1 protein-coding gene and 3 pseudogenes are annotated in these 13,042 nt (G+C 70.4%); all 4 read left to right on the forward strand.

Annotation, left to right across the window (positions count from 1 at the left end; translation table 11 throughout):
* Positions 1-993: 993 nt before the first annotated feature.
* A pseudogene (locus RM572_RS22390) lies at positions 994-1,098 on the forward strand (cold-shock protein); the annotation flags it as partial.
* A gap of 58 nt (positions 1,099-1,156) precedes the next feature.
* Positions 1,157-2,410, forward strand: coding sequence for a cytochrome P450 (locus tag RM572_RS22395; RefSeq protein WP_311675207.1), 1,254 nt, complete (start codon positions 1,157-1,159; stop codon positions 2,408-2,410).
* Between the two features lie 185 nt (positions 2,411-2,595).
* Positions 2,596-9,165 (forward strand): annotated as a pseudogene (locus tag RM572_RS22400) (SDR family NAD(P)-dependent oxidoreductase); the annotation flags it as partial.
* Positions 9,166-9,387: 222 nt separating this feature from the next.
* A pseudogene (locus RM572_RS22405) lies at positions 9,388-12,762 on the forward strand (type I polyketide synthase); the annotation flags it as partial.
* Positions 12,763-13,042: the final 280 nt, after the last annotated feature.

The raw sequence follows: 13,042 nt of genomic DNA on the forward strand, positions 1-13,042 counted from the left end.
CCGCATCCACACCGCGATCGGCGACATCCCGCCCGCCGAATGCGAAGCCACCTACTACGCTCAGCACCAGCCGCAACCGGCGGCTGGAGCCAGTCCATAGAGCCTCCACCGACCCCGGCACGGTTCACATGGTTCAAGTCCCGCTGCCGAGATACACCCCCACCTCCACGACGTCCGGGAAGTCGGCAGGCCACACTGAGCCCCCGGTGCTCGTCCGCAAGGCCGAGGTCAACACCTGCGCGTGGGACCAGTCTGGGACCACACGCCTTGCGCGCGGGTGAACGTCGGCAGCTCAGCCGAACACCAAGATGTGCGGCGCGTGCACTGTGACCTGCGAAAACGCCTCCCTCGATTTGCTGGGGGTCAAGGGGTCGCAGGTTCAAATCCTGTCGTCCCGACGGTGTGATGTCGCAGGACATCGAGGACGCCCGAACCTACAGGGATGTAGGTTCGGGCGTTCGTCATTTTGGGGTGGGGCCTGGTGGGCGGCCTGTGCGCTGGTGGATGACGGTGGGGTCGAGGACCAGTTCGCGGAGGATTTCGCCGGTGGCGGCGTTGATGACCAACCGGGCCATGTCCTCGGTGTCCTGAGACCGCACACTGTCGCCCCGACGGGAGTGTGGTCTCCACCAGCCGTTCGCGATCCTGAACGGCGCGCTGCTGCCGATCGACGGGATCGCCGCCGCCTGCCCTCCTCCTCAGGCGCGGGCAAACACGGCATAGCCGCGCACGTCGTCACCGATTCCGCCAGCCGGCTGATCTGGGCCTCACCCGCGCTGTCCGGTGCAGTCCACGACATCAAGGTCGCATGCACCCACGGCCGCATCGACGCCCTGGAAGAAGCCCTAGTGGAGTGTTGGGCCGACAACGGCTACCGCAGCGTAGGCGGCACCATACGGGTGGTCAGAAACCGACGGCGGACGCCTCCGGTGACGGATGGCCCTACCTCCAGGCCGACCCTGGAACACCGGGCGACATCGAGGGACGACAAGCATGGCCAGCGGCACCGTGAAGTGGTTCAACGCCAAGAAGAGCTTCATCTCTCAGGACGGCGGCGGACCGGTCGTCTTCGCGCACTACTCCGACATCTCTGGCAACACGTAATTTTCTGCAGAATCTCGACCGGAGACGATCGATCACAAGGGGGAGTCACCACGTGGGCAAGTCTGTTGCGATTGCCAATTTCCAGACCAATCCGCTCCATGCTTTGCTGGATCCTCAGGTCCGTCCCGATCCCTACGGGATTCACGCAGAACTCCGCGAATCCAGCCCTCTTCGAGTCGATGACGGACTGGTGATCGTCGGGGATTACCGCAACTGCTTTGCGGCGATGCGCAATCCGGCCCTGGGCAGCGACACCTTGAAATCGCCTTGGCTCAAGGATGTGCTTCCGCCAGCGGAAACGCCAGTGCTCGACTCCATTTTCTTCATGGATCCGCCCGATCACCCCCGCAAGCGGCGCTTGATCTCCAAAGCCTTCACGCCCCGCATCACGGCTCGGTATGAACCCTGGATCCAAGGCATCGTCGACGGCTTGATCTCCGAGGTCGCGGACAGGGACTCGTTCGACGGGGTCCGTGACTACGCGAACCGGCTGTCGATGGGCGTCATCTGCGAGCTGATGGACCTTCCGCCGGGCGATGTGCCCACGCTGAAGGAGTGGTCCGACCAGCTGGCGCTGGCGACCGAGCTACCCACGCTGGTGGCCGCCTTCCGCAGCTCGGAGATGTTCTCGGCGGAGCAGTTGACCGGCTTCGACAGGACCTCCATGGCGATACACGCCTACTTCGCCGACCTGATCCACAAGCGGCGCAAGAAGCCCGGCGAGGACCTGATCTCCAGTTTGATCCGGACGGAGGAGGAGGGGCACTCGCTGGCCAGGCACGAGGTGACCAATGTGCTCCTCAACCTTTTCGCCGCGGCCCACGAGTCCGTCACCAACCTCATCTCCAGCGGAATGGTCATACTGTCACGATACCCGGACCAGTTGTCGCTGTTGCGCGACGACCCCTCGATCGCCCCGCTGCTGGTCGAGGAAGTCCTGCGGTACGACGCACCGGTGCATGTCACGGCACGGGTCGCACTGTCCTCCACACATATCGGCGACATGGACGTCGAGCCGGGAACGATCGTGATCCTGCTGCTGGCTGCCGGCAACCGCGACGAGGCGGAATTTCCCCAGGCCGACCGTTTCCAGGGCGACCGGAGGACCAAGGGGATCGGGCTCGCTTTCGGCGCCGGGCCGCATTTCTGCCTCGGTGCCAGCCTGGCCAAGCTGGAGGCAGAAATCGCCCTCAAGGCGTACGCCGAACGGCTCACCGACTTCACGGTGGACGAGGATTCGATGGTGTATCGGCCGCATGTCGTCGCCCGCGGTCTACAGAGTGTGACCGTCCGCCGCCGTCCTTAAATTCCCGCGCTCTCTCGCTTTAATCTTCACCCTCACATTTCACGGTTTCGCACCGCACCTTTGAGACCGTTGTTTTCGGGTGTCTCTTTGCGTCCACAATTCAGCCTCGCCTTCCGCTTCGAACCGTGCCAGGAGACCCAGTGCCGACAGAAGACAACAAGATTCGGGAATATCTGAAGAAGGTGACGGCCGAGCTGCTCGACACGCGAGAGCGGCTGCACGAGGCTGAAAAGCGAAAGGACGACCCCATCGCCGTCATCGGAATGGGGTGCCGTTACCCCGGCGGTGTGGGGTCCGCGGCGGATCTATGGGATCTGGTCGAACGCGGCGAGGACGCGATATCGGAGTTCCCCGACGACCGGCACTGGGACGTCGAGGAGCTGTACGACCCCGACCCGGAGGCGGGCAAGTCGGGCCGGTCGTACGTACGCGAGGGGGGATTCCTCTCCGAGGCCGGCCACTTCGACGCCGGTTTCTTCGGCATCTCGCCGCGGGAGGCACTGGTGATGGACCCTCAGCAGCGGGTGCTGCTGGAGGTCGCCTGGGAAACCCTGGAAGCCGCCGGAATCGACCCGGAGTCCCTGCGCGAGAGCGACACCGGGGTCTTCGTGGGAGGATCCGGTAACGACTACGAGACGGTGTGGAAGGCCTCGAAGGACTACTCACCGCACGGCATCACCGGAAACAGCAGCAGTGTCATCTCCGGCCGGCTCTCCTACTGCTTGGGCTTCGAGGGACCGGCCCTCACCATCGACACCGCGTGTTCCTCGTCGCTGGTGGCACTCCATCTGGCCGCGCAGGCACTGCGTGAGGACGAGTGCTCCCTGGCGCTGGCAGGCGGGGTGACCGTGATGAGCACTCCAGCCACCGTCGTCGAATTCTGCGGGCAGGGCGTGACGTCACCCGACGCCCGCTCCAAGTCCTTCGCGGGCGCGGCGAACGGAGCGGTCTGGGCCGAGGGCGCCGGGCTGCTGCTGCTGGAGCGCTTGTCGGACGCGCGCCGCCACGGCCACCGGGTGCTGGCCACTCTCCGGGGTTCTGCGGTCAACCAGGACGGCACGAGCAACGGCCTGTCCGCGCCCAACGCAGCAGCGCAGCGCCGGGTGATCCGGGCGGCGCTGACCGACGCCGGCCTGACGCCCCGCGACGTCGACGTGGTCGAAGCACACGGCACGGGCACCGCACTGGGTGACCCGATCGAAGGAGAGGCGCTGGTCGCGACCTACGGTCAGGACCGTCCGACGGACCGCCCGCTGTGGCTGGGCTCGGTGAAGTCCAACATCGGCCACACACAGGCCGCCGCGGGAGTCGCCGGCGCCATAAAAATGATCATGGCAATGCGGAACGGCCTGCTGCCCCAGACCCTCCATGTCGATGTGCCTACGCCGAAGGTGGAGTGGGGAGCCGGCTCGGTCAGCCTGCTGACGAAGCCGGTCGAGTGGCCCGGCACGGACGGACCGCGCCGCGCCGCCATCTCGTCGTTCGGCATCAGCGGCACCAACGCCCATGTCGTTCTGGAAGAGCCGCCCGCCGAGCCCGGGGCCGGCGAGGAAGGGCCGGAGGAAGCCACCGGCGTGGCAGACGCCCTGCCGCTCGTGCCGTGGCTGGTCTCGGGCAGGAGCGAGCGGGCCCTGCGGGCCCAGGCCGAGCGGCTGCTGGCCCTTGTCGAGCGTTCCGGTCAACGGCTGGACCCGGCGGAGCTGGCCTGGTCTCTGGCCACCACGCGCAGCAGCTTCCGCCGCCGGGCCGTGGTGCTGGGACAGGACCGGGCCGCCCTCACCGCCGGACTGCGCCGTCTCGCCGAGGGGACACCGGTCGCGCAGGTGATCAAGGGCGTCGCCGCGACCGGGTCGCTCGGCATGCTGTTCACCGGCCAGGGCTCTCAGCGGCCGGGCATGGGGCAGCGGCTGGCCGAGGCGTACCCCGCCTTCGCAACCGCCTTCGACGCGGTGTGCGAAGAGCTGGACGGCCACCTGGAACGGCCGCTGCGGGACGTGCTCTTCGCTCCCGCCGGCTCCGAGGAGTCGGCACTGCTGGACCGGACCGACTACGCGCAGGCGGGGCTGTTCGCGGTCGAGGTCGCCCTGTTCCGTCTGTTCCAGTCCTGGGGCGTACGGCCGAAGGTCCTGCTCGGACACTCCATCGGCGAGATCTCCGCGGCGCATGTAGCCGGGCTGTGGTCGCTGAAGGAGGCGTGCCGTCTCGTCACGGCCCGTGGCCGGCTGATGCAGGCGCTGCCCGCCGGTGGCGCGATGCTGTCGGTGCAGGCCTCGGAGGACGAGGTCATGCCGCTGCTGGCGGGCCGTGAGGACTCCATAGCCGTCGCGGCGGTGAACTCCGCGGACTCCGTGGTGCTCTCCGGTGATGAGGAGGAAGTGACACGGCTGGAACGGCTGTGGGCCGAAGAGGGCCGCTACACCAAGCGGCTGACGGTCAGCCACGCCTTCCACTCCCCCTACATGGAGCCGATGCTCGCGGACTTCGCCGAAGTCGTGCGGGGCCTGGACTTCCAGGAGCCCGAAATCGCCGTGGTGTCGAACCTCACCGGTGAGGTGGCCTCGGCGGAGGAGCTGCGTTCCCCACGCTACTGGGTGGACCACGTGCGCCGGACCGTACGCTTCCACGACGGTCTGCGGACCGTACACGCCCGGGGCGTCGACACCCTGCTGGAACTCGGTCCGAACGGCGTGCTCTCCGCACTGGCGCAGGGGGGCGGGGCCGCCGGGGAGTCCGTGGCCGTACCCGCGCTGCGCAAGGACCGGGACGAGGCCGAGAGCGTCGTCCTGGCTCTGGGCGCGCTGCACGCCCACGGCGTCGAGGTGAACTGGAACGCGGTGTTCCCCGCCGCCGCGCGGCGCGGGATCGAGCTGCCGACCTACGCGTTCCAACGGGAGCGGTACTGGCTCGCCCCGACCACCGGCGCCGCCGACGTGGAATCCGCGGGGCTGTCCCACGCCGGCCATCCCTTGCTGGGTGCGGCGCTCGGGATGGCGGACAGCGAAGGGCTGGTGCTCACCGGCCGGCTGTCCCTGCGCGACCAGCCGTGGCTCGCCGGGCACCAGGTGATGGGCGTGGTGATCCTTCCCGCCACCGCTTATGTGGAACTGGCGCTGTGTGCCGGTGACCGGGTCGGCTGCGGTCTGGTCGAGGAACTGACTCTGGAAGCCCCGCTGGTGCTGCCCGCGGACGCCGCGGTCCGCGTCCAGATCCTGGTCGGGTCCCCGGACGAGGCAGGGCGGCGTTCGGTACGGGTGTTCTCGCAGCCCGAGAGCGCCGAGTACGCGGGCGGCGGGAGGTGGCGGCCGCACGCCGCCGGGTTCCTGGCAGCCCAAGGGCCCGCCGTCCCCGAACCCGAACTGGTCGAGTGGCCGCCGCCCGGGTCCGAGGAGATCGCCGGCCAGGAGGACTACGACCAGCCCGGGTCGTCCCACACCTACGCCTACGAGGGCGCGTTCCGAGGCCTGCGGACGGCTTGGCGCAGAAAGACCGCGGACGGCACCACCGAACTGTTCGCCGAGGTCGCGCTCCCCACCGACGCGGCCGGGGAGGCGGATCGTTACGCGATGCATCCGGCGCTGCTCGACGCGGCGCTGCACGCGGTCAGCCTCGGCCCGTTCCTCCAGGCCGTCGACGACGGAGCGAGCAGCATGCCCTTCTCCTGGTCGGGGGTGTCGCTGCACGCCTCGGGCGCCTCGGCACTGCGGGTACGGATCCGGGGCGCCGACGGGCAGGTGGAGCTGACCCTCGCCGACGGCGACGGCCTCCCCGTGGCGTCGGTGCGCTCCCTGGCCTGGCGGCCGGTTCCGCTGGAGCGGGCGCAGTTGACGAGCCACGGCGCCGAGGAGTCGCTGTTCGGGCTGGACTGGGTCCCGGCACCCCCGGCGGCGGCGCCGGACCCCGCCGCCCCATGGGCCGTGATCGGTGACTCCTTCGAGGGCGCCGAGTCCTTCCCGGACCTGGCGTCGCTGGCCGCCGCCATCGACACGGGCCTGCCCGTACCGGAGGTGGTACTCCGTCCTGTCGCCCCGGCGGCCGGAACGGCCGGGGAGGTACCGGGGCAGGTGCGTACCGCTCTCACGGATCTGACGGGAGAGCTCGCGGCCTGGCTCGAAGACGAACGGTTCTCGGCGGCGCGCCTGGTCCTGCTGACTCGCGGCGCGGTGACCACGTCAGGACGCGGGCCGGTGGACCTCACCACGGCGCCGCTGTGGGGCATGGCCCGGTCGGCGCAGGCCGAGAACCCGGGCCGGCTGCTCCTCGTCGACGTCGACGACCCCGCCGTCCCGGCGAGCACCGTGCGCACCGCGGTCGCCACCGCGCTGGGCGCGGGGGAACCGCAGCTCGCGCTCCGTGCGGGGGAACCGCTGGTCCCCCGGCTGCACCCGGTGACCTCCGACGCGCTGCTCCCCGTCCCCGCCGGCGAACGGGCCTGGCGTCTGGACTCCACCGCTCCGGGAACGCTCGACAACCTCGCGCTGCTGCCCTGCCCCGAGGTCCTGGAGGACCTGGCACCGGACGAGGTGCGGGTGGAGGTGCGCGCGGCGGGTGTGAACTTCCGCGACGTGCTGATCGCCCTGGCCGTGTATCCCGGCCGCGCCGTCCCGGGAGCCGAGGCCGCGGGTGTGGTCCGCGAGGTCGGTTCCGCGGTGACCGGTCTGCGCCCCGGCGACCACGTGATGGGCGTCTTCACCGGCGCGCTGGGCCCGGTCGCCGTCACCGACGCCCGGCTGGTCGCGCCCATGCCGCAGGACTGGTCGTTCGAGTCGGCCGCGTCGGTGCCGATCACCTATCTGACCGCCTACTACGGGCTCACCGATCTCGCGGGGATGCGGCCGGGCGAGTCCGTGCTGATCCACTCGGGGGCGGGCGGAGTCGGTATCGCGGCGATCCAGATCGCCAGGCACCTCGGTGTCGAGGTGTTCGCCACCGCCAGTCCCGGCAAGTGGGACTTCCTGCGCGGGCTCGGGCTGGACGACGCCCACATCGCGTCCTCGCGCACCGTCGAGTTCGAACAGAGCTTCCGTGAGGCCACCGGCGGCCGGGGAGTCGACGTGGTCCTCAACTCGCTCACCGGCGAGTTCCTGGACGCGTCACTGCGTCTGCTCGCCGAAGGCGGACGGTTCATCGAGATCGGCAAGGCCGACATTCGTGACGCCGACGAGATGGCCACCCGGTACGGCATCACGTACCGGGCGTTCGATCTGGTCGCGTCAGCGGGAGCGCCGCGGATCCAGGAGATGCTGCACGAGCTGTTCGCGCTGTTCCGCGAGGGCGCGCTCACCGCGCCGCCCCGCCGGGACTGGGACATCAGGCGGGCCAAGGAAGCGCTGCGGCACGTCAGTCAGGCCCAGCACGTGGGCAAGGTGGTGCTCACCGTCCCGCGCCGGCCGGACTTGGCGGAAGGCACCGTTCTCCTCACCGGTGGCACGGGGTGGCTGGGCGGCCTGATGGCACGACACCTCGTTGGGCAGGGAGCGAAGCACCTGGTGCTGCTCGGCCGCCGGGGGACGGATGCCCCGGGCGCCGCCGAGCTGGTGGCAGAACTGTCCGCCGAAGGAGCCGAGGTGACGGTCGCCACCGGTGACGTCTCCGAGCGGGGTGACGTGGAGCGGGTACTGGCCGGCATCCCCGCCGAACACCCCCTGACCGCGGTGATCCACGCCGCCGGCGTGCTGTCCGACGGCGTCGTGGCGTCGGTGACCGGCGAGCAGATCGACACGGTCCTGCGGCCCAAGGTGGACGGGGCGTGGCATCTGCACGAGCTCACGCAGGACCTCGATCTGGCCTCGTTCGTGTGCTTCTCGTCGGCCGCGGGAATCTTCGGCGCGGCGGGACAGGGTGCCTACGCGGCAGCCAACTCCTTCGTGGACGCGCTGATGGCGCACCGGGCCGCCCAGGGGCTGGCGGGAACCTCGCTGGCATGGGGCCTGTGGGCTCCGGGTCAGGACGAGGCGTCCGGCGGCGGCATGGCAGGCGGCCTGGCAGCCGCCGACTGGGCGCGGATGAACCGCACGGGCGTGCTGGGCCTGACCGCCGCGCAGGGCCTGGCCCTGTGGGACGCGGCGCGGGAGTCCGACCGCGTGCTGGTGGCTCCCGTCCGGCTTGATCTGGCTGTGGTCGCCGGGCTCGGCGCGTCCGTCCCGTCCCTGCTGCGGGGCATGGTCCGGACGTCGGTGCGCCGCAGTGTGGGCGGCCGCCAGCCTTCCGCTCCCTCCGAGTCCCCCGAGGCGCTGGCCCGGCGGCTGGGCGCCCTGTCACCCGCGCAACGGGTCCGCAGGCTGCTCGAACTGGTCCGCGGTCATGTCGCCGCGGTGTCGGGATACGCCTCTGCCGAGGACCTGCCGGTGGACGCCACCTTCCGCGATCTGGGATTCGACTCGCTGACCTCCGTGGAACTTCGCAACCGCATCAACGGGGCGACCGGGCTCCAGCTGCCCGCCACCCTCGTGTTCGACCAGCCGACGCCGGTCGCCCTCGCCGAGCACCTCTGCGCGGAGATCGCTCCGAACGCCTCCGGCCCCGCGCAGCCCGAGGCCGAGGAGACCGCGACCGTCCTGGCGGAGCTCAGCGCGCTGGAGAGCAGCGTGTCGGCGCTGGACGACGACCTGCGCACCACCGTCCGGTCGCGGCTGCGTGCCCTGCTGTCCGCGCTGGAGGACGCCCCGAGCGCCGACACCCCGGACGCGGACACCCTGCGGTCGGCCACGGTGAGCGAGCTGTTCGACTTCGTGGACCGCGAGTTCGGACGCGGTTAGGGCCGCTCCGGGCGCTCTTCGAGGAGCCGGCGCCGTCGCGGGCCCGGGAAGAGCCCGGGAAGAGCGCCCGGACAGGGTCCTGAGCCACACAGTCCGATTCACCCCCCGCCATCTCGATCACGGAAGCGGTGCCACATGTCGAACGACCCCAAGCTCGTCGAATACTTCCAGCGTGTGACGGCCGAACTGTACGAAACCCGGGAGCGGCTGCGCAGCGCAACAGCGGCAGACGATCCCGTGGTCGTCGTGGGAATGGGCTGCCGGTTCCCCGGCGGGGTGCGCTCCCCGCAGGACCTGTGGGAGGTGTTCCGGGACGGACGGGACGTGATCTCCGACTTCCCCGAGGACCGCGGCTGGGACATCGACGGCCTCTACGGCCCGGACAGCGACAGCACACCACCGGGGAAGACCTACGTCCGCCACGGCGGATTCCTCTCCGACGCGGCCGACTTCGATCCCGCCTTCTTCGGCATCAGCCCCCGCGAAGCCCTGGTCATGGACCCGCAGCAGCGAGTTCTGCTGGAAGTCGCCTGGCACGCGCTGGAGTCCGCCGGGATCGACCCGAGCACCCTCCACGGCACCCGCACCGGCGTCTTCACCGGTCTCATCCACGGCGACTACGCCAGCCGAACCCAGCAGATGCCCGACGACCTCGTCGGTCTGGTGGCCCTCTCCAACACCAGCAGCGTGGCGGCCGGCCGGCTCTCCTACACTCTCGGCCTCCAGGGACCCTCGATCGCCCTGGACACCGCCTGTTCCTCCTCCCTGGTCGCCATCCACCTCGCCGCCCAGTCGCTCCGCAACGGTGAATCCACCCTGGCCCTGGCCGGCGGGGCGACCATCATGGCCACCCCCGGCCGCTTCATCGAGTTCTCCCAGCAGCACGCCCTCGCTCCCGACGGCCGCTGCAAGCCCTTCGCCGCCGACGCCGACGGCACCTCCTGGAGCGAAGGGGCGGGCTTCATCGTCCTCGAACGCCTCTCCCACGCCCGAGCAGCCGGCCACCGGGTGCTGGCCGTCCTTCGCGGATCGGCCGTCAACCAGGACGGGGCAAGCAACGGTCTCACCGCCCCCAACGGCCCGGCCCAGCAACGGTTGATCGAGGCAGCCCTGGCCAACGCGCACCTCACCCCGCACGACATCGACGCAATCGAGGCCCACGGCACCGGCACCACCCTCGGCGACCCCATCGAAGCCCACGCGCTGGACGCCGTCTACGGCCCCCGGCGCGACCGTCCCCTGTGGATCGGCTCCGCCAAATCCAATCTCGGCCACGCCCAGGCCGCCGCGGGCATCGCCGGCACCATCAAGATGATCCTCGCCATCCAGCATGGACAGCTCCCCAGGACACTGCACCTCACCGAGCCCAGCCCCCACCTCGACTGGGACGCCACACCGCTGGCGCCCCTCACCGAACGCACCTCCTGGCCCGACGCCGGCCGCCCCCGCCGCGCCGCCGTGTCCTCGTTCGGCATCAGCGGAACGAACGCCCACCTCATCCTCGAACAACCCCCCGCCGCCGCCACGGCGGCGACCGCCACCGCGCCGGCCAGTGGCACCGCACTCCCGCTGCTGCCCTTCACCCTCTCCGGCACCACGCCCAAGGCCCTCGTCGCCCAGGCCCGACAGCTCCTGGAGCACCTCACCCCCGACTCCGGCCTGCTGGACCTCGCATACTCCCTCGCCACCACCCGCGCCCACCATCCGCACCGCGCCGTCGTCCTGGCCACCACCGTCGACGGGCTCATCACCGAACTCACCCGCATCGCGGACGGCACCCCCTCCGCCGACACCCTCACCGGCCGCACCGTCCCCAACACCACCACGGCCTTCGTCTTCCCCGGACAGGGCACCCAGTGGACCTCGATGGGCGCGGAGTTGCTGGACTCCTCCGAGGTCTTCGCCGACAAGGTGGCCGAGTGCGAGAGCGCTCTGGCTCCGTTCGTCGACTGGTCGCTGACCGACGTGCTGCGAGGCGCTCCGGCAGCCCCGTCGACGGACCGGGTGGATGTGCTGCAGCCGACCCTGGTGGCGCTGATGATCTCCCTGGCCGAACTCTGGCGTTCCTACGGTGTGACACCCTCCGCCGTCGCCGGGCACTCCCATGGCGAGATCGCCGCCGCATGGGTGGCCGGCGCGCTGTCGCTGCCGGACGCCATGCGGGTGGCGGCGCTCAGGAGCCGTGCGCTGACGAAGCTGTCCGGCCTCGGTGACACGGCCTCGGTCGCGCCGCCCGAGGAGCAGATGGAACAGATCCGCGACCAGGTCCTGAGCGAACTGTCGGCCATCGCGCCGAAGCCCCCGGAGGTGCCGTACGTCTCCGGGCTCACGGGGGAGCTGATCGATCCCGAGAGCCATCCGCTGGACGCTGACCACTGGTACCGCAGCCTTCGCGAGCCGGTCCGCTTCAACCAGGTGATGACGAGCCTGATCACCGACGGGCACCGGCGGCTGCTGGAGGTGAGTACGCATCCGGTGTTGATTCCGACCGTCCGCAAGACCCTCGAAGCCAGTGGCCTCTCCGCCTCCGTCCTGGCAACGCTGCACCGCGACGAAGGCGGCATGGGACGCTTCCTGCGCGCGCTGGCCGAGGCGCACGTGGCGGGGGTCGGGGTCGACTGGCACGCGGTCTTCGAGGGCACCGGCGCCCGCCGGACCGAACTCCCCGGCTATGCCTTCCAGCGCGAACGCTACTGGCTGAACCCTGTGCTGCCGACGATCGCCCCCACCACCGAACAGCCGCAGGCGGCCGAGTCGCCCGGTTCGCTGGCGGAGCGGCTGGCCGCCCTGTCCACCGCCGAACGTGAGCAGGCGCTGGTGGATCTGATCGCGGGCCATGTCGCCGTGGTGCTGAAGTACCGTTCGGCCGCGGAGGTCCCGGTCGAGGACACCTTCCGCGACCTGGGTTTCGAATCGCTGACCGCCGTGGCCCTGCGCAACCGGATCGTGGAATCCACCGGAGTGGACGTCCAGATCGCCGATGTCCTGAACTATCCCACGGTCATGGAACTCGCCGAGTTGATCGGGGAACGCCTCGCCGAGGCGGAGCCGGTCGCGCCCACGCCCCCGCCCGCCCGCGACGACGACACGGCTCCCGGGGACACCATCGCCGCGCTCTACATGCAGGGGGTCGAAAGCGGCCGGGCCGGCGAGGCGTTGGACCTGGTGCGCATGGCGGGGCGTCTGCGCCCCGCCTTCGAGGCGAAGACGGACGGCACCACCGCCGTCCTCACCCGGCTGATGTCCGGGGAAGACACGCCGCCGCTGGTGGGCACGACGCCGCCGGTGGCGCCGATCTCGGACGCGGCGTACTCCTTCCTCGCTCCCGCGCTGCCCGCACAGCGGGACGTATGGGCCCTGCGGCCGCCGGGGTTCGCTGAGGGCGAGCTGCTGCCCGCCGGCCTTCCCGACCTTTTCGAGGCGCAGCGCAGGGCTCTGGCCGAACAGGTGGACCGGGAGGCGATCGTACTGGTCGGCTACTCAGCGGGCGGGTGGGTCGCCCATGGGCTGGCCGCCTACCTGGAATCCCTCGGCCGGCCGCCCGCGGCGGTGGTGCTCTTCGACTACTATCCGCCGGTTTCGGAGGTGGACGAGGTGCACGCCCGGTTCATGCGGGAGCAGGCACGGCCGGGCGGTGGCGACAACCCCCTGGGCCCGGACAACAGGACGTCCGCGCTGGGGTATGAACTGAGCGCCACGGGTCACTACATGAGCCTGTTCGACGGGTGGCGGCCCGGCCCGATCAGCGCGCCCATCCTGCACATCAGGGCGTCCGAGGTGCTCTCCGGCCTGTCCGGTGAGGTGCCCGAGGACCTGTTCCCGGCCGAGCTGCACCACACCTCGGTAAGCCTGCCGGGCAATCACTTCACCCTCTTGT

This window comes from Streptomyces hazeniae, assembly GCF_031845485.1.
GTDB classification, from domain to species: Bacteria; Actinomycetota; Actinomycetes; order Streptomycetales; family Streptomycetaceae; genus Streptomyces; species Streptomyces hazeniae.